The organism is Sphingopyxis terrae subsp. terrae NBRC 15098 (assembly GCF_001610975.1).
Lineage (GTDB): Bacteria > Pseudomonadota > Alphaproteobacteria > Sphingomonadales > Sphingomonadaceae > Sphingopyxis > Sphingopyxis terrae_A.
In genome coordinates this window covers 3,097,119-3,119,337 of the sequence record NZ_CP013342.1, presented here as the reverse complement: position 1 = coordinate 3,119,337, position 22,219 = coordinate 3,097,119, and the positions used below count along the sequence as shown (strand labels likewise).

Sequence of the window (22,219 nt, the reverse complement as noted above, 5' to 3'; positions counted from 1 at the left end):
CCTCCCCATGAAACTCGATTCCTCGACCGCGGCCGTCGTCACGGGCGGCGCGTCCGGTCTTGGCCGCGCAACCGCCGAAGCGCTTGCCGCCGCAGGCGTGAAGGTCGCGATCTTCGATATCAACGACGCGCTGGGCGAAGAGGTGGCGCATTCGATCGGCTGCCTGTTCGTCCATGTCGATATCACCGACGAACAGTCGGTTCTCGACGGCTTTGCCAAGGCGCGCGCCGCTCATGGTCAGGAACGCATCGCGGTCCACTGCGCGATGACGTCGCGCCGCGGCAAGACGCTCGCCTATGACAAGGAAACGGGCAAATTTCGCCGGACCCCGACCGCCGATTATGAATATGGCGTCGCGGGCATATTGACCGCCAGCTACCGGATCGGATCGATCGCGGCCGAAGGCATGGCGACATTGCCCGAACTGGAAGACGGCGAACGTGGCGCAATCATCTTCACCGCCTCGGTCGCGGCGCAGGACGCGCAGATCGGTCAGGTCATCTACGGGTCGGCCAAGGCCGGGGTAAACGGCCTCGTCCTGCCGATGGCGCGCGATCTGATGGACCTCGGCATCCGGGTCAATTCGATCATGCCCGGCGTGTTCGGTACGCCGTTGCTCGGCAATATGAACCCCAAGGTCAAGGAAAGCCTCGAAGCGTCGGTCCCCTTCCCCAAGCGGCTCGGCAAGGCCGAGGAATATGCCAGCCTGGCGATGGAAATGATCCGCAACACCTATTTCAACGGCCAGGCCGTCCGCCTCGACGGCGCCATCCGCATGGCGCCCCGGTAAACCTCGGGATGGCCGCATGGCCCCGCGTCAAGACTTTCAAGGAAGGAACATCATCATGGCCGAAGCCTATATCATCGACGCCGTCCGCACCCCGCGCGGGATCGGCAAGCCCGGCAAGGGCGCGCTGTCGCATCTTCACCCACAGCATCTCGCCGCGACCGTCCTCGCCGCGATCCGCGACCGCAATCATCTCGACACCGCAACGGTCGACGATATCGTCTGGTCGACCTCGTCGCAGAACGGCAAGCAGGGCGGCGACCTTGGCCGCATGGCGGCGCTGTCGGCGGGATACGACACCAAGGCCAGCGGAACGACGCTCGACCGCTTCTGCGGCGGCGGCATCAGCTCGGTCAATTTCGCCGCGGCGAGCGTGATGAGCGGAATGGAAGACTGCGTCATCGCCGGCGGCACCGAAATGATGAGCTACACCACCGCCTTTGCCGCCGAGCAGGCGAACGCGGGACTGCCGCCGCGCCTGATGGGATCGGGCCACGAAGCGCTCGACGACATCCACCCGCAGTCGCACCAGGGCATCTGCGGCGACGCGATCGCGACGATCGAAGGCATCAGCCGCGAAGCGCTCGATGCGCTCGCGCTCGTCAGCCAACAGCGCGCCGACAGGGCGATCAAGGAAGGCCGCTTCAACAAGTCGGTCGTGCCCGTCCTGAACCCGGACGGCAGCGTTGCGCTGGACCATGAAGAGTTCCCGCGCCCCGAAACCACCGCGGAGGGCCTTGCGTCGCTCAAGCCCAGCTTTGCCGCGCTCGCCGATTTTGACATGGGCGGCGGCTTCACCTTCCGCAAGCAGATCAACCGCCGCTATCCCGACCTTGAAATCCAGCATTTCCATCATGCCGGCAACTCGTCGGGCGTGGTCGACGGCGCCGCCGCGATCTTGCTGACGTCCAAGGACTATGCCGACAAGCATGGCCTGAAGCCCCGCGCCCGCGTCGTCGCCTATGCCAATATTGGCGACGATCCCACGCTGATGCTCAACGCCCCCGTTCCGGCGGCCAAGAAGGTTCTGGAAAAGGCCGGGCTGACCAAGGACGACATCGACGTCTGGGAAATCAACGAAGCCTTTTCGGTGGTCGCCGAAAAGTTCATCCGCGACCTCGACCTCGATCGCGAAAAGGTGAACATCAACGGCGGCGCGATGGCGCTCGGCCACCCGATCGGCGCGACCGGTTCGATCCTGATCGGCACCGCCCTCGACGAACTCGAACGCTCGGGCGGTCGCTATGGCCTCGTCACCATGTGCGCCGCGGGCGGCATGGCACCGGCCATCATCATCGAACGCATCTAAGACAATCATCGTCAATGCGATCCCCCAGCGAAAGCTGGGGGAAGCAACCCAGGGAGTTTACGCCCCCCTGGATTGCAGCGTCCCCCGGATCAAGTCCGGGATCCTCGCAATGACGATGCAGGCATGGGAGACACGACATGGCCGGACCCCTCAAGGGCATCAGGATCATCGAATTTGCGGGGATCGGTCCCGGCCCCTATTGCGGGATGATGCTCGCCGACCATGGTGCGGAGGTGATCCGCATCGATCGTCCCGGCGGTTTCATGGACCCGCGCGATCCGCTGTCGCGCAACCGCACCTCGATCGCGCTCGACATGAAAAATCCCGAGGCGGTCGCGATCGCGCGCGATCTGTGCAAGAGCGCCGACGGCATCATCGAAGGCTATCGTCCCGGCGTCATGGAGCGGCTGGGGCTCGGCCCCGATGTGCTGCTCGCCGACAATCCCAGGCTCGTCTACGGACGCATGACCGGCTGGGGCCAATATGGCCCCTATTCGCAGGCGGCGGGACACGACATCAACTATATCGCACTGTCGGGCGTCCTCCACACCGTTGGGCGCGCGGGGGAAAAGCCGGTGCCGCCGGTCAACTACGTCGGCGATTTCGGCGGCGGCGGCATGATGCTGGCCTTCGGCATGGCAAGCGCGCTGCTCCACGCCGCGAAGAGCGGCGAAGGTCAGGTCATCGACTGCGCGATGACCGACGGGTCGGCGCTGCTGGCGGGGATGAGTTGGGGCTTCTATGCCATGGGCCGGCTGCGCGACGAGCCGGGGGTCAACATGCTCGATACCGGCGCCCATTTCTACGACACCTATGCGTGCGCCGACGGCAAGTTCATCTCGATCGGCTCGATCGAGCCGCAATTCTATGCCTTGCTGCGCGAAAAGACCGGGCTCGACGCCGATCCCGCCTTCGATGCGCAGATGGACCCGTCGCAGTGGGAACCGCTCAAGGACAAGCTGACAGCGCTGTTCGCGACCAAGACGCGCGACGAATGGTGCGCGCTGATGGAAATGACCGACGTGTGCTTTGCTCCCGTCCTCTCGCTCGCAGAGGCGCCGCAGCATCCGCACAATGTCGAGCGCGAAACCTTCCTCTCGGTCGGCGGCGCCACCCAGCCCGCCCCTGCCCCGCGCTATTCGGCGACGAAGGCCGACACGCCGCGTCCCGCCCCGGCGGTGGGCGCCGACGGCGACGCGGTGCTTGCCGCACTCGGCTATGATGCCGAGCGGATCGCCGCGCTGCGCAGCGGAGGCGCGGTCCGCTGAACCGATGCGGCGACCGGGCGCCGATCCGCGCCCGGCGACGCCATCTGCAACTTGCCAGAACAGACCGCGGGGCGTAGCCTGTGCGCGGTACAGGAGACGTGATGATGGGCGAATTTCTGAGTGTCGAGCGGCGGGGAAAGATCGCCATCCTGACGATGATCAAGCCCGAGAGCATGAACGCCATCGGCACCCATGCCGACTGCGACGATATCGTCGACACGCTCCGCGCGCTGGGCGAGGATCGCAGCGTCAGCGCGATCATCCTTACGGGCAGCGGCAAGGCGTTCAGCGCGGGCGGCAATCTCAAGTCGATGCAGGATCGCAAGGGGATCGGCGTGCTCGATCAGCCTGATTCGACCCGCGCCAATTATCGCCGCGGCGTGCAGGCGGTGATCCGCGCGCTGATGGATTGCGAAATCCCGATGATCGCTGCGGTCAACGGCCATGCTGTCGGCCTCGGCTGTGACCTTGCCTGCACTTGCGACATCCGTATCGCGGCGGAGAGCGCCAAGTTCGCCTGCAGCTTCATCAAGGTCGGCATCGTTCCCGGCGACGGCGGCGCCTGGCTGCTTCAGCGCGTCCTCGGCTATCCGCGCGCGGCCGAACTCTTCCTGACCGGCGACCGCTTCGACGCGCAGACGGCGAAGGACTATGGGCTTGTCACCGAAGTCGTCCCCGATGCCGAACTGCTCGACCGTGCGGTGGCGATCGCCGAGCGCATCGTGTGCAACCCGCCGCGCGCGCTGCGGCTCACCAAGCGGCTGCTCCGCGAGGCGCAACACAGCCGGATGAGCGACATCCTCGAACTCAGCGCCGCCTATCAGGCGATCGTCCACGAAACAGCCGACAACCGCGAGGCGATCAACGCCTTCGTCGAAAAGCGCGCACCCGTCTTTACCGGAGAATAGCCATGATCGCCGACCGCGTCCTGCCGCTTTCGGGCATCCATAATTTCCGTGACTATGGCGGCTATGCGGTCGAGGATGGCGGGCGGCTGCGGCAGGGCCTGCTCTGGCGTTCGGCGCACCATGAACAGGCGACCGACGAGGATCTGGGCGCAGTCGATGCGCTGGGCCTCGAAACCGTGATCGACCTGCGCGGCGACGACGAGCGCGAAATGCATCCCTGTCGCCGCTCCGACAATTTTTCGGCGCGCGTCCTGTTTGCGGGCGGCGTCACCGCCGGCCTGGCACCGCATCTTCAGGCGGCGGGCGGCGCGATCGATGTCGAGACGGCACGGGCGCGAATGATCGACACCTATGCCGGCATGCCCTATCGCTCGGCGCTCGTCGCGACGCTGCGCCTCTATCTGGCGGCGCTCGCCGAATATGACGCGCCCAGCCTGGTGCACTGCGTCGCCGGCAAGGACCGCACCGGCTTTGCAGTCGCGATCGTCCACCGGCTCGTCGGTGTGCACGAGGATGACCTGATGCACGACTATCTGCTTACCAACACGGCGGGTAAGATCGAGGAACGCATCGCGCAGGGTGCCGCACACATCCGTGCCCGCTATGGCGCCGAGATCAAGGACGAGGCGGTGCGCGCGCTGATGTCGGTCAATCCCGCCTATCTCGACGCCGCGCTGGCGACGGTGCGCCGCGATCATGGCGATATTCCGAGCTATGCCGAGGCGGTGCTGAATTTCACCCCCGCGATGCGCGAAGCCCTGATCGACAAGCTGGTCGTATAGTCCCTTTCCCCAAGGGCGGATTATTCGCCCTTCACCAGCACGCCGCCCTTCACGACCGCGGCCACATGCTCAAGCCGAGTCACATCGGTGAGCGGGTCGCCATCGACCGCGATGATGTCGGCGTAGCGACCGACCGCGATCGCGCCGAGGTCGTTCGTCATGTCGAGCGCTTCGGCGCCGCTGACCGTCGCGGCGCGGATCGCCTGGAGCGGGGTCATCCCCCACTCGACCATCTTTGCGAACTGCTTGCCATTATCGCCGTGCGGATAGACGCCGGCGTCGGTGCCGAACAGCATCCGCACCCCCGCCTTCACAGCGCGCTGGAAGGTCTGGCGCTGGGCAAGGCCGATCGCCTTTTCCTTGTCGAGGCTTTCCTGTTCGGTGCCGTTGGCGGTCCCGGTCGCGAGGATATAATCGTCGTTATAGATATCCATGTCGAACCAGGTCTTGTGTTCGATGGCGAGCTTGATCGCCGCATCGCTCGCAAGGCTGGCATGTTCGATCGTATCGATGCCGGCAAGGATCGCCGTCTTGATCCCGTCGTCGCCATGCGCGTGCGCCGCGACCTTCAGCCCCAGCATATGCGCCTCGTCGGCAATCGCCTTCATCTCGTCGAAGGTCAGTTGCTGCGCGCCGACGCTGTCGCCGAGCGAAAAGACGCCGCCGGTCGCGCAGATCTTGATGACGCGCGCGCCATATTTGTGCAGCCAGCGTACCTTCGCGCGCGCCTCTTCGGGGCTGTCGATCACCGACGCCTCCTTGCGGTCCATAGACGGCGGCAGCCCGCCGCTGTCGCAATGGCCGCCGGTCGCGCCGATCGCCCACCCCGCCGGAATGATGCGCGGTCCCTGAATGAAACCGCCCTCGATCGCCTGCTTCAGCCCGACATCCTCAAAATCGGCCGACCCGACATTGCGCACGGTGGTAAAGCCCGCGTCGAGTACCTTCTTCGCATTGGCGACGCCGACGACGGTCCAGAAGCTGTCGGTGTAGCGCAGCCCCTGATAGCCGCCGACTTCGGCGAGCGACGTCAGGTGGACGTGCATGTCGATGAAGCCCGGCAACAGCGTGCGGTCGCCGAGGTCGATCTGCCGGACGTCGGAGCCCCAGCGCACGGTGCGCGCATCGGCGATGCCAGTGATGCGCCCGTCTGGCCCGACGAAGATAGCGGGATGCTCGACGGTCTTGCCGGTCAGCACGTCGAGATAGCGTGCCGCGGTGATCACCGTCTTCTGCGGCGCCGCCACGTCCTGCGCCGATGCTGTCCCAACGGCAAAAATCGCCGCCGCACCGATCGCGATTCCTCGCAGAAAACTGCCGAACTTCACACTGGATTGCATCGCGCGTCCACCCTCTGTTGCTGCCCGCAGACTTGATGGCAAAAGGCGCCCCTGTAGGACAGCGAAATTTGTGTCAGGCGGCGATTTTATGGTGCGCAAGATAGGCATAGTCGGTGCGGCACGCATCCGCGACGGCCTGCGCCTCGGGCGATAGCGGCACTGCAGCCTTGTCGGGCGCACCGAAGCCCGTGCTGGCCGCAACCGCATCATACCAGTGCGACGCCCATATGCCGTCGGTGGCGTGGATTCCGGGTTGCCACTGCAACATGGCGGGGTCCCATCTGATGCCGAGCGCTGCGCACAATTTCTGCAGCATCGCCGGCGGGTCGCGCAATATGTCGGCGCTGTCGATCACCGGCGGCGCATGGCCGAGCCGGTCGGCCTCGCGGTCGAAAAACTCGACTTGGCGCGCAGTGCCGAGATGGTCGGGGCGGACCATCACGCGCTTGGCCGCATAGCTCGCGACGACGCGCGCCGGGTCGCGGATCAGGAAGGCGTGGCGAAGCCCGGGCAGATCGTGATGCGCGATCGGGCCGACCATATGGTGCGCCATATGCTTCTGATACCAGATCGGCGTGGCGGCGGGATTCGGCCCCGTCAGGGTGCGCGCCACGCTGTACCAGTCGCAGTCCATCGACGCCATGACCTGCTCCATCATCGGCTGCGGGTCGCCGGTTTGCCGCAGATAGGCGCCGTAAAAGGGTTCGTCGGTGACGAAGCTGTCGGCTCGGCTGCCGAAACTGCGCATCATCGCGGTCGACAGGTTTCGCGGCCCCGACCACATGGCGATGCGGACGCAATCGGTCACGGTCGTCCCCGCGCCGCGATATCGGCCTCGATCAGCGCGCGATAGAGGCCCTGCAGGCGTTCGACCATCGGCCCGCGCCCATCGGTCAGCTTGCGCCCGTCGATCGTGTGCGCGGGAACGACGCCCGCAAAGGTGCCGGTCACGAACGCCTCGTCGGCGCCATAGACATCGGTCAGCGAAAAATTCCGTTCATGGACCGCTATTTCGTTGTCGCGGCAGATGCGGATGACGTTGCCGCGCGTGATCCCGCCCAGGCAATAATCGCCGGTCGACGTCCACACCTCGCCCTTGCGGACGATGAAGAAATGGGTCGAATTGCAGGTCGCGACGAAGCCGTGCGGATCGAGCATCAGCCCCTCGTCGGCGCCGGCCTGCGCCGCCTGGATGCAGGCGGTGATGCAGTTGAGCTTGGAATGCGAATTGAGCTTCGGGTCCTGCACCGCGGGATCGCCGCGGCGGACATGGACGGTAAAGAGCGACAGCCCCTTTTCGACCGTCGCGGGCAGTGGGTCCTTATGTTCGGCAATGATGACGATCGTCGCGGGCGAAACGATCACGCGCGGATCCTGATAGGGGGTCGAGCGGATCCCCCGCGTCACCATCAGGCGGATATGGCACGCGTCCATCCGGTTGGCATCGATCGTGTCGTAGAGCCGCCGTTCGAGCGCTTCGCGCGAAATCCCGATGTCCATCGCGATCGCCTTTGCGCCCTCCCACAACCGATCGAGATGCTGGTCGAGAAACGCCATGCGGCCGCGGTGAACGCGGATCCCCTCCCACACTCCGTCGCCAAGCATGAAGCCGCTGTCGAACACCGACACGCTGGCTTCGGCGCGCGGAACGAGCGCGCCGTTGACGTTGATGAGGATCGCGTCGTTGCGCGGATCGGGGACGAAGTCGTGCGTGCCTTGTGCCATCATTCCAACCTAGCCGCTTGGACGGCGCTGTCGAGCGGTCATGCCGGCCCGGCGGGCTCCGAACGCGCCCACCACGCGGCCGCCAGCGCGAAAGCCGCGCCGAGCAGCGTGCCGCCGACGATATCGCTCGGCCAATGCACGCCGAGCATGATGCGCGAGAGGCCGGTGAGGCCGATCATCAGCACCGCGAGGGTCCATGCTTGTCGCCGCCATCGCGGCGGCACGAGCAGTGCCAGCGTCAGGTAGAGCGCCGCCGCGCTGGTGGCGTGGCCGCTGGGGTAGGAGGCGCTGCTGACATGATCGAGATGCGCGATCAGGTCGGGGCGCGGGCGATCGAAGGCGGCCTTGAGCAGGCTCGATGCGATGTTGGCGAACAACACCGCAGCCACGATCGCCAGCGCCGGACGCCGCCCGCCCCAATAGCGCACCGCCGCCGCGATCAGGCCGACCAGCACCCAGCGCGGCGTACCGCCGCCGATCCAGCTTATCGCCTGCATGAAGGCAATCAGCGGCGGGGGACCGGCGCCATCGGGCCAGGTAAGATGCCGCGCGATCGCGGCGTCAAGGGCCGTGACATGATCGGCGCGAGTCAACAGGCCGAGCGCCAGCACCGCGACAGCAAGCATCACGACCATGACCGCCCTGTTCCGCAAACGCGCCGGTGGTTGCGCCACGATCAGGCTTGCCTCGCCCGATCGTCGGCGGGCTTTCGCCATGCCTCAAGATAGGTGGCGAAGCGGCGCAATTGTTCGGTGCCGCCGTCGACATCATTGTCCATCAACCGCAGCACGCCCGGTCCCTGATCGGTGCGATAGGCGAGATAGAGTCCGTGCCGGAAACGCGCCCCCAATCCAACCGATACGGAGAGGTCGCCCGGAAGGCGATCGGCGCGGTCGACGAGAAGCTGCGTGATGTCGCGCGCATCGAGCGACCCGATACCCGCATCGTGCAGCAGATCGGAATAGAGGCGCCCGTTCTCGATCCTGGCCGCAACGCCGCATAGAAGAGGCAGCCGCATCCGGCCCCGATCAGCACGATCATATGCAACGGTGCCAGCGGATCGCGCCGTGGCGCCGGCGCGGGCCACAAGCCGCCGGCGAGAGGCACTGGCGGCGGCGGCGGGGCGTGGGCGTCGTCGTACATCAACCCGGCCACAACGAAAGCCACGACCGCAAAGGCAAGGAAGAGCAAGGCCTTCCCGCTATTGCCGCCGCGCGAATAGTGAAGGATCGACGGGTTCAAGCGCGATCAGATATGCAGCGCCCGCCCATAGGCGCCGAGCACCGCTTCGTGCATCGTCTCGCTGATCGTCGGGTGCGGATAGACGGTGTGCATGAAATCCTGTTCGACCAGTTCGGCGGTCTTGCCGACGGTATAGCCCTGGATCATCTCGGTCACTTCGGCGCCGACCATATGCGCGCCGAGCAGTTCGCCGGTCTTGGCGTCGAACACGGTCTTCACGAACCCTTCGACCTCGCCAAGCGCGATCGCCTTGCCGTTGCCGATGAAGGGGAAATTGCCGACCTTGACGTCATAGCCCGCTTCCCTGGCCTTCGCCTCGGTCAGCCCGACGCTCGCGATCTGCGGGTGGCAATAGGTGCAGCCGGGGATGTTCTTCGCATCCATCGGATGCGGGTGCGCGTCCTTGTTGCCCAGTTCCTTCGCAATCGCCTCGGCCGCGATCACGCCTTCGTGGCTGGCCTTGTGCGCGAGCCACGGCGGCGCGGTGACATCGCCGATCGCCCACAGGCCCTTCACATTGGTGCGGCAATAGGGATCGGTGTCGATATGCCCCTTCGTCGTTTTGACGCCGAGCGCTTCGAGGCCGATATTTTCGGTGTTGGGAACGATGCCGATGGCGACGATCGCATGGCTGTAGTCGCCCGCCTGAACCTTGCCGTCCTTCGTCTTGATCTTCGCCGAAACGCCGCTCGCGGTTGCTTTCAACTCCTCGACACCGGCGCCGGTCAGGATCGTCATTCCCTGTTTCTTGAGCGATTTTTCGAGGAAGCTCGACACGTCGGCATCCTCGACAGGGACGATGCGGTCGAGCATTTCGACGACCGTCACCTCGGCGCCCATATCGTTGTAGAAGCTCGCGAATTCGATCCCGATCGCGCCCGATCCGATGACGAGCAGCTTCTTGGGCATTTCGGCCGGGGTCATCGCATGGCGATAGGTCCAGATGCGCTTGCCGTCGGCGGGCGCGAAAGGCAGGTCGCGCGCGCGGGCGCCGGTCGCGACGATGATATGCTTGGCGGTCAGCGTCTCGCTGCCCTTGTCGCCCTTCACCTCGACCTTGCCCGCACCGGCGAGCTGGCCGTCGCCCATATGGACCGCGATCTTGTTCTTCTTCATCAGGTGCGTGACGCCCTGATTGAGCTGCTTCGCGACGCCGCGCGACCGCTTGACCACCGCATCGAGATCGGCGCTGATGCTCGCGGCGGCGAGGCCATAATCCTTGGCGTGGCTCATATAGTGAAAGATCTCGGCCGAGCGCAGCAGCGCCTTGGTCGGGATGCAGCCCCAGTTGAGGCAGATGCCGCCCAGATTCTCGCGCTCGACGATCGCGGTCTTCAACCCAAGCTGCGCCGCGCGGATCGCCGCGACATAACCACCGGGGCCGGAGCCGAGGACGATGAGGTCGTAATTTTCAGCCATGTTACGCCACCAGTCCGAGCGGGTTTTCGACGATCTGCTTGAACGCCTGCATCAACTGCGCGCCGTCTGCGCCGTCGATGGCGCGGTGGTCGAAGCTGCCCGTGGCCGACATCACGGTCGCGATGGCGAGCGCGTCGTCGACCACATAAGGCCGCTTCTCGCCCGCGCCGATCGCCATGATCATGCCCTGCGGCGGGTTGATGACCGCCTCGAACTGCTTGATGCCGAACATGCCCATGTTCGACAGGCTGGCGGTGCCGCCCTGATATTCGTGCGGCTGGAGCTTGCCTTCCTTGGCGCGGCCCGCAAGTTCCTTCATCTCGGTCGAAATCTTGCTGACCGACTTGTCGTCGGCGCCGACGATAATCGGGGTGATCAGGCCAGCCGGCACGCTGACCGCGACCGAAATGTCGGCGCGTTCGTAGCTGATGAGCTGATCGCCGGCGAAGCTGACATTGCATTTCGGCACCTGGATCAGCGCCTTTGCCAGCGCCTTGATCAGCAGGTCGTTGACGCTGAGCTTGACGCCCTGCGGCTCGAGTGCCGCGTTGAGTTCGCCGCGCAGCTTGAGCAATTTGTCGAGCTGGACATCGACCGTCAGATAGATGTGCGGCACCTCCTGCTTCGACTGGGTCAGGCGGCGCGCGATCGTCTTGCGCATATTGCTGAGCTTTTCCGCGCTGTGCGGAATGTCGGTTTCGAACGGCTGCGCGGGGGCGGGCGCAGCGGCGGGCGCGGGGCTGGGCGCGGCCGCGCTTGCCGGGGCGGCGGTCGACGCAGCAGCGCCTTCGAGGTCGGCCTTGACGATGCGGCCGCCGGGTCCGCTGCCGGTCAGCGCGGTGAGATCGATGCCCTTGTCGGCGGCGATGCGCTTGGCGAGCGGGCTCGCCTTGATCCGCTCGCCCTGCGCGGCAGGGGCCGGGGCGGCGGTCGGCGCCGGAGCGGGTGCAGCCGCGGGAGCAGGCGCGGGGTCGGCCTTGGCGGCAGGCGCCGGTGCAGGTGCAGGCGTAGGCGCAACCTTGGTGCTGCCCGCATCCTCGTCCTCGCCGGCGATAACGGCGATCACGGTGCCGACCTTCACATTGTCGGTGCCTTCGGGGATCAGGATTTGTGCGATCGTGCCTTCATCGACCGCTTCGAATTCCATCGTCGCCTTGTCGGTTTCGATTTCGGCCAAAAGGTCACCTGACTGGACGCTGTCCCCCTCCTTCACCAGCCATTTGGCGAGGGTCCCTTCCTCCATCGTCGGCGAAAGGGCGGGCATCTTCAGTTCAATCGGCATCGTCGCTTTTGTCCCTGTCAGTCTCGCAGGCGCAGGCCTGCCGCTACGGATTCGTCCTCGTCATAAGCGCATCGCGGGTCAAGGTCTATCGGGCGGAACTTGCCTTTCATACGAATGTGACGCACTGTCCGCCCGCAAAAGGCATAGCGGGGGCCGGGGCATGCGCACCTATCTGGTGGTTATCGACGACAGTCCGGAGGCGACGCTGGCGCTACGCTTTGCGGCGCGGCGCGCGGCGCGCACGGGCGGCGGCGTGATGGTGCTGGCGATCGTGCCGCCGCAGGATTTCGTAGCTTTCGGCGGTGTCCAGGCGACGATCGAGGCCGAAGCGCGCGAGCATGCCGAGGAACTGGTCGCCGCCGCCGCCGATGCGATCGCGCAGGAAGCGAATGTGACGCCGCAGATCATGGTCAAATCGGGCAAGCCCGCCGAGATCGTGCGCGACGTGATCGGCGCGAACGACGAGATAGCGGCGCTCGTCCTTGCCACCGCCGCGAGCGGAGCGCCGGGACCGCTGGTGGCGCATTTCACCGGGCACGACGCGGGAACGCTGCCATGCCCGGTGATGCTGGTTCCGGGCGCAATCGACCTCGCCCGGCTCGACGCGCTTAGTTAGGCCGCCGCAGCGCGCGGGAGCGCTGCTGCGCCCTTCCCTTCGAACAGCGCGAGTTCGAGAACGACAATCGCCTGCACGATCAGGATTGCGATACCGGTCCAGCTCATCTGGCCCGCGAACATCGCCAGCACCGCAAAACTCGCCGCGACCCAGCCGAGATTGCCGATGGCGATCAGATTGGCGAGCGTGCGGCTCGGGTTCTTCTGCCCGGCAACGAACAGCATCAGCGCCGCCGACGGCAACCCGATCCAGCCTGCGGCCGCGACAAGCCCGGTCGGCAGACCGAGCAGCGCCGCGACCGGCGCGGTCGCGAACACGCACGCCAGGAACAGGATGCTGCAGGTAATCGCATCGATGACGAGGCTGTTCTTGAGATTGAAATAGGACATGACGGATTCTCCTTTCGAACCCGTCTTGAATGGCGCCGCGACGTCATCGCGTCGATTACGCGGCAGGTAATGGAAATCGCGCGCCGCCATCGCTACCCAGAGGCAAAAGGAGACAGGCGATGCAGATGGTGCCGCTCGGCGAGCAGCTTCGCGAATGGCGCGCGCGGCGCCGGATGAGTCAGATGGACCTCGCCCTCGACAGCGAGATTTCGACCCGCCACCTGAGTATCATCGAAACCGGACGCTCGAAGCCGAGCGCCGCGATGATCCAGCGCATCGCCGATTGCCTGGAGGTACCGCACCGAGCGCGCAACGCGATGCTGCTCGCCGCCGGATACGCCCCCGACTATCGCGAGCGCCCGCTCGACAGCCCCGAAATGGCCGGGATGAAGGCCATCGTCGACCATGTGTCGAAAGGGCACGCGCCCTATCCAGCGCTTGCAGTCGACCGGCACTGGAACATGGTCGCCGCAAACGATGCCATTGCGATCCTGACCGCGGCCGTGTCCCCTGCCCTGCTCGAGCCGCCGGTCAACGTGCTGCGCATCGCGCTCCATCCGGAAGGGCTGGCGCCGCAGATCGTCAACCATGCCGAATGGCGCGCGCATATCCTGCACCGGCTGGATCAGCAGATCGAGGCGAGCGCCGATTCCGGGCTCGCCGCGCTGCGCGACGAAATCGCCGGCTATCCCGCGCGGCCGGGCGATCAGCCCGCCCCGCCCGCGAGCAGCATCGCGGTCCCGCTGATCGTCGACACTGCCGCCGGGCGGATCGGCTTCGTCTCGACCGTGACGATCTTTGGGACGCCCGTCGACATCACCCTGTCCGAACTCGCGATCGAGGCCTTTTTTCCTGCCGATGCCGAGAGCGCGGCGTTGCTGCAGCGGCTGGCAACGGTGCCATAAGCTTCGTCGGCGCAAGGAGCCGAAAGCAAGGAGGCAATCTCCGGCTTTCCGCGTTGCGGAAGGTTTCAGGCTGGAGATTGCTTCGTCGCCGCGCTCCTCGCAGTGACGAGGGACGATTACCGGCGCTTGCCTTGATGGCGGATATTGCCCGGCCGTCCGCGTTTACCGACCATATGCTTGCCCGCCTTCTTCACGCCGTCACGGCGCGGCGGTCGATTGCGGAAGCCGCCTTCGGGCGTGTCGGGCAACTCGAAACGCAGCGCGCCGCTGACCGGGTTCGCCTCCATCAGCCTGAGCTCGAGCCGCTGGCCGACGCTGTAGCTGACCCGGCCATGCTCGCTGTCGAGCGTCCGCGCGGCTTCGTCGTAGAAAAACCGCTCGCTGCCGAGCATGGAGACCGGCACCAGCCCGTCGCCGCCGAGGCCATCGACGGTCGCGAAGAAGCCGAACGGCTGCACCCCCGTGATCCGCGCCGGGACGATTTCGCCGACCTTGCCGGCGAGATAAGCGGCGACATAGCGGTCGACGGTCTCGCGCTCGGCCTCCATCGCGCGGCGTTCGAGCCCGCTGATCGCCTCGCCGATGCGCGAAAAGCCCTTTTGGTCGGCCTCGCCGAGCCCGCTGCGCTCGGGCAGGCCCTTGAGCTTGCCGGGCACTTCGAGACGATAGCTGTCGACCAGCGCCCGGTGGACGAGCAGATCGGCATAACGGCGGATCGGTGAGGTGAAATGCGCGTAGCTGCCAAGCGCGAGGCCGAAATGGCCCGCATTGGCGGGGCCATAATAGGCCTGCGTCTGGCTGCGCAGGATCGCCTCCATGATCTCGGGCAATCGGTCGTCGCCCGAAAAGCCGTCGATCAGGCGGTTGAACACCGCCGGCGTGATGACCTGTCCCAGCGCGAAGCTTTGTTCGAAGCTTTCGAGATATTCCTTCAGGCTGACGAGCTTTTCGCGGCTCGGCGGTTCGTGGATGCGATACATCACCGGAGACTTCTTCGCCTCGAGCGCCTTCGCCGCCGCGACATTGGCCGCGATCATGTAATCCTCGATCAACCGGTGGGCGTCGAGCCGTTCGCGCACGCGGATTTCGGCGATATTGCCCTGCGCGTCGAGAATCACCTGCCGTTCGGGCAGATCGAGGTCGAGCGGCGAGCGCGCCGCGCGCGCCTTGGCGAGCAAGGTCCAGCAGCCCCAGAGGTGGCGGAGCGCCGGCAGCACGTCGGCGTCCCAGCCTTCGTCGGGCGCGTCGGCATCATAGGCCGCCTGCGCGCGTTCATAGGCGATGTTGGCGCGCAGCCGCACCAGCGCGCGGGTGAAACGCCATGACGTCACCTTGCCATGCTTGTCGACGGTCAGGTGGCACGCCATCGCCGCGCGGTCCTGCCCCGCTTTCAGCGAGCAGACGCCCGCCGACAGTGTTTCGGGCAGCATCGGAACGACGCGATCGGGGAAATAGACGCTGTTGCCGCGGCGCCGCGCCTCGCGGTCGAGAGCACCGTCGGGGCGGACATAATAGCTGACGTCGGCGATCGCGACGATCGCCTTCCACCCGCCCTTGTTGCCGGGATCTTCGTCTGGGATCGCCCACACCGCGTCGTCATGGTCGCGCGCATCGGCGGGGTCGATCGCGACGATCGGCAGATCGCGCAGATCCTCGCGCCCTTCGGGCGTCAGTGGCAGCGTCGCGGCGCGCTCGGCCTCGGCGAGCGTCTCGTCGCCGAACACATGCGGGATATCGTGCTTCGCAATCGCGATCATGCTGAGCGAGCGCGGGGCGAAAGGGTCGCCGATGCGGTCGATCACGCGGGCCTTGGTCCCGGGACCGCGTCCCGACAGTTCTGCCCGGACCAGGTCGCCGATTGCCGCATCTCCCATGTCCGCCACTGCGAAGTCGAAGCGCGCGCGCTTGTCGGCGGGGCGCAGCCAGGTCATCGGCTTGCCGCCGGGGCCGGTGTCGGCAACGAGCACACCGATCACGCTTTCACCGCCGGACTGGAGCTTTTTCATGGGCTGCGCGACATGGCCGCTGCCGCGTTCCTCGGTGCGGGCAAGGATACGGTCGCCCACCCCGAGCGCACTCTTGCGGCCCTTTTCCATCACGCGAAGGCGCGGCGCCGGGCCGCCGCCTTCCCAGCGATCGGGCACCGCCCAGACCGTATCGCCCTCGACCGCGGCGACGCGGAGCACGGTGACTTTGGGGAGGCCGCCATGCTTGTGGAATGCCCGCCCCGGCGCCATGTCGACGACGCCTTCGTCGGTCATGTCCTTGAGCAGCGCCTTCAGTGCGATCTTGTCGGCACCGCGCAGCGCGAAATGCTTAGCAATCTCGCGCTTGCCCACCGCACCGGGGCTGTCCTCGATGAAACGCAATATCTGCTCGCGCGAGGGCAGACCCGCCGGCTGCGGCCGCTTCGGCGCCTTTGCCAATTAATAGGTCCGCCCGATGAGCACGCGTTCGACCGCGGGCTCGCCGGTGAAGAAGCAGGCGCCGTCGGCGGGCGCGGCGTCGAGGGGGGTGTTACGCATCGTCAGCTTCAACGCTTTCAACTGCTCAACGATCCCTTCGAGCGCGGCACCGGTCGGGCGCGACCATTGCACTTCGGCCCAGCCGACGAATTTGTCGTCGCCGCCGAAATGCGTCGCAAGGTCGGTGACATCCCGGCGGATATTGGCGTCGAGGCGCGCCTTCGCGTCGGCATAAAGCCCCTGCTGGATCGCCTGAAGCATGGCCGCGGCTTCGGCGACAAAGGCTTCTTTCGCGACGAAAGCGGTGTCGAGCTTGCCGCTCTCCTGATACAATCGGTCGCGGCGGATGACCGCGACATTGCCGCCCGCGACGTCGCGCGGGCCGACCTCGACGATGATCGGCGCGCCCTTCTTGACCCATCCCCAGCGCTTGGTCTGCGCCTTGTACGCGCCGGTGTCGAGCAGCACGCGCACCGGTTCGCGGAACGCGTCGAGCGCCTTCAGCCTCATCTCGAGGTCGCGGCAATAATCAAGGATCGCGGCATCCTCTTCATTGTCGCGCAGCATCGGCACGATGACGATCTGGTGCGGCGCGATGCGCGGCGGACAGCGGAGGCCATCATCGTCGCCATGCGTCATGACGACGCCGCCGATCATGCGCGTCGACACGCCCCAGCTCGTCGTGTGGCAAAGGCTGTGACCGCCGTCCGTGTCCTGGTAGCGGATATTTGCCGCCTCGGCGAAGCCGGTGCCGAGATAGTGCGAGGTGCCGGCCTGCAGCGCCTTGCCGTCCTGCATCATCGCCTCGATCGAATAGGTCGCGACGGCGCCCGGAAAACGCTCGTTTTCGGGCTTTTCACCGGCGATCACCGGCATGGCGAGGACGTCCTCAGCAAAACTGCGGTACATTTCGAGCGCGCGCAGCGTCTCGGCTATCGCATCGCCTTCGTCGGCGTGCGCGGTATGGCCTTCCTGCCACAGAAATTCGCTGGTGCGCAGGAACATGCGCGTGCGCATTTCCCAGCGCACGACATTTGCCCACTGATTGACCTTGAGCGGCAGATCGCGCCAGCTCTGCACCCAGCGACTCATCGCGGCGCCGATCACGGTTTCCGAGGTCGGGCGAACGATCAGCGGCTCCTCGAGTTTCGCCTCGGGGTCGGGGACTAGTTTGCCCTTGCCGTCACCGATCAGGCGGTGATGCGTGACGACCGCCATTTCCTTCGCGAAACCATCGACATGGTCGGCTTCCTTCTCAAAGAAGCTCAAGGGAATGAAAAGCGGGAAATAGCAGTTCTGAACCCCCGCATACTTGATCGCGGCGTCCATTACCGTCTGGATCCGTTCCCAGATGCCATAGCCCCACGGCCTGATGACCATGCAGCCGCGTACGCCCGATTCCTCGGCAAGGTCGGCTTCGGCAATGACATCCTGATACCAGGCCGCGAAGTCGGCCTGACGGGTTACGCTGAGCGCATGCTTGATCATCTGTCCTGTTTTCTATGCTGGGGGCGGGAGAGGCCCCGATGTGTCACTTCTTTTTGGCGAGCTCGGCCTTGAGGTCGGCGATTTCGGCCTTGAGCGCGGCAATTTCGGTATCCCTAGCCTTGCCGCCGCCGACACCCGGGATGAAGGCGCCCGCCGCCTGCTGGAACATTTCCATGTTGCGGCGCGTCAGCTCGGCGAGCGGGCTCGATCCCAGCGCGCCCTCGAACGCGGCACGCACATCCTGCTGGTTCTTGCGGAACGCGGTCATCGACGCTTCCAGATATTGGGGCACCATCGACTGCATCCTGTCGCCGTACATGCCGATCAGGTGGCGCAGGAAATTGACCGGCAGCAGCGTTTCGCCGCGCGTTTCGGTGTCCATGATGATCTGGGTGAGCACATTATGCGTGATATCGTCGCCGCTTTTGGCATCGACGACCCGAAATTCGCGCCCCTCGCGCACCATGGCGCCCAGATCGTCGAGCGTGATGTAACAGCTGCGTTCGGTGTCATAGAGCCGCCGGTTCGCATATTTCTTGATCGTAACGACGTCGCCCTCGGCGGTCGTTTTGGACTTGGCCATGCTGCGGCGGCTCCTCTTCCGGCGCGGCGCGCGATCGCTTGCCGCGGCACCGATGTGACAAAGTCCGGCATTAGCATCAATCCATGACGCGCCGCAACATAAGTGCAGTCGGTGGGGATGATTCGGTCACACGCGGCGAGGTCAGGGTGCCGCATCACCGTTTCTAATAGCTGAAAAATCGATACAGAACGCAGCATTGTGCGACTACGCCTATATCCATCGCGTGATTGCCATTGGCAACTTAGTTTCAAAAGTTACGTATTTTTCGTCATCATTCGCCAATTTGCTCCCGCAAGCGCGGGATAAATTTCGTTCGCGGATAAGCAAATTAGTGTCAACGGGATCGTGTATGCGTGCGCGCCTGTTGCTGAAAAGACACAACTAATGATGTTCCCCGCCGAGGGTGTAAGAAAATTGCCTTCAAGGGCTTGTGCATGCTGCTCTTTCCGTCTTTCTTGATCGCAAGCCGTTCATCGAAATTTTGTGAACGGGCAACCGGGGAGTTATCTATGAATAAGTCGCACCTGCTTATGGGTGTCGCTGCCTTTGCAGTGGCCATTTCTGCAAGCCAGCCCACTTTCGCACAGGAAACGTCCACCAATTGCGCTGACACCGACGATAACGGAGTCTGCGACAAGGATGAGGCGTCGACGCCAGCCAATGACGGCGGCGCGATCATCGTTACTGGTTCGCGCATTGCGCGCGCTAATTTCGACACCGTAGAACCGTCGGTTGTCGTTTCGTCTGCGGATATCGAGGCTCGCGGATTCGAAACGCTGGGCCAAGCGCTCAACGAACAACCCTCCTTCGGTGTTCCAGGCTCATCGCCTGTCGGCGGCCAGTCCGGATTCGGCCAAGGCCAAAGCTTTGTAAACTTCCTGGGGCTCGGATCGCAACGCACCCTGACGCTCGTCAATGGTCGTCGTTTCGTCGGTTCGAACACCGCTTCCATTTTCGGTCCGACCGGCGCCGGTAGCCAAGTCGACCTTAACGTAATCCCGACCAAATTGATCGAGCGGGTTGAAACGATCGCCGTCGGAGGCGCGCCAATTTATGGTTCGGATGCCATCTCTGGCACGATCAACGTTATCCTAAAGCAAGATTACCAAGGCCTCGAAATCGACGGCCAATACGGTTTGACCACGCGTGGCGACGCGGCCAACTATCGCTTCCGCGCACTTGCCGGATATAATTTTGCCGATGGTCGCGGCAACATCACGCTTTCGGGGGAATACAACAAGGGTGAAGGCCTGACCGGCGTTGACCGCCCGCTTTTTGCAAGTGGCCTTTTCTTCCGCAACGCCAGCGATCCCAGCCGGGGCTTCTCACAGCAGCTTTACGCCGATCGTCGACTTCCATCCATTTCGGAATCGGGTACGCCCATTGTCGGTCTTGCTGACTATGGCCTTGATTTCAATTTCCCCGATTATCAGGGTCCGTTGTTCGGCCTGCCCGCCGGTTTTAACGGTGCTGTTTCGAACGGTGCAGGCGACCAGCTTCGCTTCGACGAAAACGGGAACTTGATCCCGATCAACTTCGGTACATACGCCGGTCGCCCGGGCTCGTTTGGCATCGACTTTGCGGGCGGCAACGGCTTCAGCCTCGTTCCCACCTCGAACCTCTTGTCAGAAACGCGTCGTTATAGCGGTATCGCTACGACGAAGTATCAGTTGTCCGATTCGGTCCGCTTTTTCGGTGAGGCGTGGTATTCGAATAGCAAGGGTCGCAACCTGCGCGATCAACCCGTCTACAACTCGGCACTGTTCGATGCGGCGGGCACCCCCGACGGCAACATCATCGTTAGCATCAACAACCCGTTCCTTTCGGATGCAGCCCGCGCGGCAATCCAGAACTCGATCGATAACAACCCGTTCTCTGATCAAAATTTCCTGGGTGTGACGCAGAATTATTTCTATCTCGGCCGTGCAAATACTGATTTAGCCACCGGCAACTCCACCGGCGAGGTCGAAGTCATGCGCTTCGTCGCTGGCTTCGACGGATCGTTCGACGCGCTTGCAGGCACTTGGAACTGGGAAGTTGTTGGCAATTACGGCCGGTCGAAGACCTCCGGCTATTCACGAGAGCTCGTGCAGCAGAATTTCGAAAACGCTGTCGATGCCGTCCTTGATGGTAGCGGCAACATCGTCTGCCGTCCGGGCTATACCAATGCGACTATCCAAACGGTCAGCAGCACCTGCGCTCCGTTGAATCTGTTCGGCACGGGACGTATTTCTCAGGAAGCGCTGGACTATGTGTCGGCGATCGCGCGACCGGTTTCGCTGAACAAGCAGAAGGTGTTCAGCGCCTCTCTTTCGGGTCCGCTGTTCAGGTTGCCGGGGGGCGATTTCTCAATCGCCGTTGGCTATGAACATCGCGAGGAGTCACAGAATTTCGATCCAGGAGCCTATTTCCGTGGCGAGCTTCAGAGCGATGGCACCTATGCAAGCTACGGCCGTTCGGTTCCGATCCAGCCCGTTATCGGTAAATTCAATACCGACGAAGTTTCCGGTGAAATCCGTGCCGAGTTGATCAGCCCTTCGACCGGAACTTTTATTAACCTGCTTGAAGTTCAAGCGGCAGGCCGCTGGGTCGATCACTCGATCGCGGGCGGTGATTTCACGTGGACGCTTGGCGGTCGCGTAAAGCCGATCGAGGATTTCACGATCCGCGGCAACTTCACGCGGTCGATCCGCGCGCCCGCAATCACCGAGGCCTTTAATCCGTCGAGTGATTTCTTCGGTTTTGCTGATGATCCGTGCGACGAAGCCAATGTGAACAACGGCCCGGATCCGGCGACCCGCGCAGCAAATTGCGCTGCGCTAGGCCTGCCGGGCGACTTCAGCTCGTTGTCGAGCAGCCGATCGTTCAAGCAAGCGATTGCCGGCAATCCGTCGCTCAACAACGAGAAAGCGAACAGCTGGACTGTCGGCGTCGTTCTCGAACCCTCCTTCATCCCGCGTTTTCGTGCAAGCGTTGACTATGTCGATATCAAGCTCAAGGACGTGATCAGCGAGTTGTCGGGTGACCAAGTCGTTGCAAATTGCTACGATTCGGCCGATTTTCCGAGCAATGAGTTCTGCGACCGCGTCACTCGTAATCCGTTCGTTGGCGATGGATCGCAGAACGACGGCCAGATAACCTTTATCGAGACGGGCTACTTCAATTCCGCGCAGCTTCGCTACAAAGGCTATCTGGCAGCTATCGATTATCGCCTCCCAGTCCCTGCGATCTCGTCGGACGGTCAAATCGGGATCAACCTGTCGTATCAATATCTTGACGAGTTGAGTACCCGCGCCGACGCCAATTCGGCCAAGTCGCGTACGGACGGCAGCATCGGCTATTCGAAGCACAAAGGTGTTCTGACCATCAATTATTCGGAGCCGGCGTTCAACCTGTTCACACAGCTGTCATACATCGGCAAGGCGAAGATCGATACGCAGGTACCGGATGATTATTATCCGGATGGCCTCAACAACATTCCGAGCGTGATCTTCGTAAATATGGGCGTCAACTTCAATGTGGATGAGCGTTTCGAATTTCAGGTGAACGTCGATAACGTGTTCGACAAGCAGCCGCCGTACCCTTATCCAGCGAGCGGCGGTACGATTACCTACTTCCGCGGGCTTCTCGGACGCTATGTGCGGGCAGGCGCGACGGTAAAGTTCTGATCGCCTTCTCCGTAAACAATGAGGCTCCCCGGCTACACCGGGG

At 64.1% G+C, this 22,219-nt stretch carries 19 protein-coding genes; 8 read left to right on the top strand and 11 right to left on the bottom strand.

Annotated features, from left to right (window positions below):
- Positions 1 to 7: 7 nt before the first annotated feature.
- The 5 genes from AOA14_RS14815 (at position 8) to AOA14_RS14795 (ending at position 5,054) form a co-directional block, all read left to right on the top strand.
- Entirely contained in the window at positions 8 to 790 is a 783-nt protein-coding gene (locus AOA14_RS14815) for an SDR family NAD(P)-dependent oxidoreductase (protein WP_062902353.1), read from the top strand.
- Positions 791 to 845: 55 nt separating this feature from the next.
- Positions 846 to 2,096: an acetyl-CoA C-acetyltransferase gene (locus AOA14_RS14810; RefSeq protein ID WP_062902352.1), complete on the top strand. Its 1,251-nt coding sequence runs from the start codon at positions 846 to 848 to the stop codon at positions 2,094 to 2,096.
- 137 nt (positions 2,097 to 2,233) lie between these two features.
- A complete protein-coding gene (locus tag AOA14_RS14805) occupies positions 2,234 to 3,364 on the top strand; it encodes a CaiB/BaiF CoA transferase family protein (RefSeq protein WP_062902351.1) in 1,131 nt (376 codons plus the stop codon).
- A gap of 104 nt (positions 3,365 to 3,468) precedes the next feature.
- The gene (locus AOA14_RS14800; RefSeq protein ID WP_062903196.1) at positions 3,469 to 4,272 is read left to right on the top strand and encodes a crotonase/enoyl-CoA hydratase family protein; all 804 of its coding nucleotides are present in this window, start codon (positions 3,469 to 3,471) and stop codon (positions 4,270 to 4,272) included.
- A gap of 2 nt (positions 4,273 to 4,274) precedes the next feature.
- The gene (locus AOA14_RS14795) at positions 4,275 to 5,054 is read left to right on the top strand and encodes a tyrosine-protein phosphatase (RefSeq protein ID WP_062902350.1); all 780 of its coding nucleotides are present in this window, start codon (positions 4,275 to 4,277) and stop codon (positions 5,052 to 5,054) included.
- A 20-nt stretch (positions 5,055 to 5,074) separates the two neighbouring features.
- On the opposite strand, the gene AOA14_RS14790 is transcribed toward AOA14_RS14795, so the two are convergent.
- The 7 genes from AOA14_RS14790 to AOA14_RS14760 all read right to left on the bottom strand — a co-directional run bounded on the left by AOA14_RS14790 (position 5,075) and on the right by AOA14_RS14760 (position 12,062).
- The gene (locus AOA14_RS14790) at positions 5,075 to 6,394 is read right to left on the bottom strand and encodes a Xaa-Pro dipeptidase (protein WP_082819949.1); all 1,320 of its coding nucleotides are present in this window, start codon (positions 6,392 to 6,394) and stop codon (positions 5,075 to 5,077) included.
- A gap of 73 nt (positions 6,395 to 6,467) precedes the next feature.
- A complete protein-coding gene (locus AOA14_RS14785; protein ID WP_082819948.1) occupies positions 6,468 to 7,202 on the bottom strand; it encodes a sulfotransferase-like domain-containing protein in 735 nt (244 codons plus the stop codon).
- Positions 7,199 to 8,122: an aminotransferase class IV gene (locus AOA14_RS14780; RefSeq protein WP_202988277.1), complete on the bottom strand. Its 924-nt coding sequence runs from the start codon at positions 8,120 to 8,122 to the stop codon at positions 7,199 to 7,201. The genes AOA14_RS14785 and AOA14_RS14780 overlap by 4 nt, the downstream gene beginning before the upstream one ends.
- A gap of 35 nt (positions 8,123 to 8,157) precedes the next feature.
- Positions 8,158 to 8,835, bottom strand: coding sequence for a phosphatase PAP2 family protein (locus AOA14_RS14775; RefSeq protein ID WP_082819947.1), 678 nt, complete (start codon positions 8,833 to 8,835; stop codon positions 8,158 to 8,160).
- Positions 8,796 to 9,137 (bottom strand): hypothetical protein, encoded by a 342-nt coding sequence (locus tag AOA14_RS14770; protein ID WP_062902347.1) that lies wholly within the window; start codon positions 9,135 to 9,137, stop codon positions 8,796 to 8,798. The genes AOA14_RS14775 and AOA14_RS14770 overlap by 40 nt, the downstream gene beginning before the upstream one ends.
- A 230-nt stretch (positions 9,138 to 9,367) precedes the next feature.
- The gene (lpdA, locus tag AOA14_RS14765; protein WP_062902346.1) at positions 9,368 to 10,780 is read right to left on the bottom strand and encodes a dihydrolipoyl dehydrogenase; all 1,413 of its coding nucleotides are present in this window, start codon (positions 10,778 to 10,780) and stop codon (positions 9,368 to 9,370) included.
- Between the two features lies 1 nt (position 10,781).
- Positions 10,782 to 12,062, bottom strand: coding sequence for a pyruvate dehydrogenase complex dihydrolipoamide acetyltransferase (locus AOA14_RS14760; RefSeq protein ID WP_062902345.1), 1,281 nt, complete (start codon positions 12,060 to 12,062; stop codon positions 10,782 to 10,784).
- Positions 12,063 to 12,222: 160 nt separating this feature from the next.
- Between AOA14_RS14760 and AOA14_RS14755 the strand changes: the two genes are divergently transcribed.
- The gene (locus AOA14_RS14755; RefSeq protein WP_003051267.1) at positions 12,223 to 12,678 is read left to right on the top strand and encodes a universal stress protein; all 456 of its coding nucleotides are present in this window, start codon (positions 12,223 to 12,225) and stop codon (positions 12,676 to 12,678) included.
- On the opposite strand, the gene AOA14_RS14750 is transcribed toward AOA14_RS14755, so the two are convergent.
- Positions 12,675 to 13,067 (bottom strand): hypothetical protein, encoded by a 393-nt coding sequence (locus AOA14_RS14750; protein ID WP_202988276.1) that lies wholly within the window; start codon positions 13,065 to 13,067, stop codon positions 12,675 to 12,677. The two genes, AOA14_RS14755 and AOA14_RS14750, sit on opposite strands and share 4 nt — an antisense overlap.
- Positions 13,068 to 13,186: 119 nt before the next feature.
- On the opposite strand from AOA14_RS14750, the gene AOA14_RS14745 reads away from it, so the two are divergent.
- Entirely contained in the window at positions 13,187 to 13,972 is a 786-nt protein-coding gene (locus tag AOA14_RS14745) for a helix-turn-helix domain-containing protein (protein ID WP_062902343.1), read from the top strand.
- A gap of 116 nt (positions 13,973 to 14,088) precedes the next feature.
- Here the strand turns inward: AOA14_RS14745 and AOA14_RS14740 are convergent, their stop codons facing one another.
- The 3 genes from AOA14_RS14740 to phaR are packed head-to-tail and all read right to left on the bottom strand — an operon-like array spanning position 14,089 to position 18,508.
- A complete protein-coding gene (locus AOA14_RS14740; RefSeq protein WP_062902342.1) occupies positions 14,089 to 16,398 on the bottom strand; it encodes a ribonuclease R family protein in 2,310 nt (769 codons plus the stop codon).
- Positions 16,399 to 17,925 carry an aminoacyl--tRNA ligase-related protein gene (locus AOA14_RS14735; protein WP_062902341.1) on the bottom strand — a complete coding sequence of 509 codons (1,527 nt, stop codon included), beginning with the start codon at positions 17,923 to 17,925 and terminating at the stop codon, positions 16,399 to 16,401. It lies immediately after the preceding gene.
- 43 nt (positions 17,926 to 17,968) lie between these two features.
- The gene (gene phaR / locus AOA14_RS14730) at positions 17,969 to 18,508 is read right to left on the bottom strand and encodes a polyhydroxyalkanoate synthesis repressor PhaR (protein ID WP_062902340.1); all 540 of its coding nucleotides are present in this window, start codon (positions 18,506 to 18,508) and stop codon (positions 17,969 to 17,971) included.
- 509 nt (positions 18,509 to 19,017) lie between these two features.
- Between phaR and AOA14_RS14725 the strand changes: the two genes are divergently transcribed.
- Positions 19,018 to 22,176: a TonB-dependent receptor domain-containing protein gene (locus tag AOA14_RS14725; RefSeq protein WP_062902339.1), complete on the top strand. Its 3,159-nt coding sequence runs from the start codon at positions 19,018 to 19,020 to the stop codon at positions 22,174 to 22,176.
- The last annotated feature ends 43 nt before the right edge of the window (positions 22,177 to 22,219 follow it).

Excerpts from the sequence above, each read along its gene's own strand:
- AOA14_RS14815 (WP_062902353.1), top strand. The coding sequence starts at position 8 with ATGAAACTCGATTCCTCGACCGCGGCCGTCGTCACGGGCGGCGCGTCC.
- AOA14_RS14810 (WP_062902352.1), top strand. The coding sequence starts at position 846 with ATGGCCGAAGCCTATATCATCGACGCCGTCCGCACCCCGCGCGGGATC.
- AOA14_RS14805 (WP_062902351.1), top strand. The coding sequence starts at position 2,234 with ATGGCCGGACCCCTCAAGGGCATCAGGATCATCGAATTTGCGGGGATC.
- AOA14_RS14800 (WP_062903196.1), top strand. The coding sequence starts at position 3,469 with ATGGGCGAATTTCTGAGTGTCGAGCGGCGGGGAAAGATCGCCATCCTG.
- AOA14_RS14795 (WP_062902350.1), top strand. The coding sequence starts at position 4,275 with ATGATCGCCGACCGCGTCCTGCCGCTTTCGGGCATCCATAATTTCCGT.
- AOA14_RS14790 (WP_082819949.1), bottom strand. The coding sequence starts at position 6,394 with ATGCAATCCAGTGTGAAGTTCGGCAGTTTTCTGCGAGGAATCGCGATC.
- AOA14_RS14780 (WP_202988277.1), bottom strand. The coding sequence starts at position 8,122 with ATGATGGCACAAGGCACGCACGACTTCGTCCCCGATCCGCGCAACGAC.
- AOA14_RS14775 (WP_082819947.1), bottom strand. The coding sequence starts at position 8,835 with ATGGCGAAAGCCCGCCGACGATCGGGCGAGGCAAGCCTGATCGTGGCG.
- AOA14_RS14770 (WP_062902347.1), bottom strand. The coding sequence starts at position 9,137 with ATGCGGCTGCCTCTTCTATGCGGCGTTGCGGCCAGGATCGAGAACGGG.
- lpdA (WP_062902346.1), bottom strand. The coding sequence starts at position 10,780 with ATGGCTGAAAATTACGACCTCATCGTCCTCGGCTCCGGCCCCGGTGGT.
- AOA14_RS14760 (WP_062902345.1), bottom strand. The coding sequence starts at position 12,062 with ATGCCGATTGAACTGAAGATGCCCGCCCTTTCGCCGACGATGGAGGAA.
- AOA14_RS14755 (WP_003051267.1), top strand. The coding sequence starts at position 12,223 with ATGCGCACCTATCTGGTGGTTATCGACGACAGTCCGGAGGCGACGCTG.
- AOA14_RS14750 (WP_202988276.1), bottom strand. The coding sequence starts at position 13,067 with ATGTCCTATTTCAATCTCAAGAACAGCCTCGTCATCGATGCGATTACC.
- AOA14_RS14745 (WP_062902343.1), top strand. The coding sequence starts at position 13,187 with ATGCAGATGGTGCCGCTCGGCGAGCAGCTTCGCGAATGGCGCGCGCGG.
- AOA14_RS14735 (WP_062902341.1), bottom strand. The coding sequence starts at position 17,925 with ATGATCAAGCATGCGCTCAGCGTAACCCGTCAGGCCGACTTCGCGGCC.
- phaR (WP_062902340.1), bottom strand. The coding sequence starts at position 18,508 with ATGGCCAAGTCCAAAACGACCGCCGAGGGCGACGTCGTTACGATCAAG.
- AOA14_RS14725 (WP_062902339.1), top strand. The coding sequence starts at position 19,018 with ATGAATAAGTCGCACCTGCTTATGGGTGTCGCTGCCTTTGCAGTGGCC.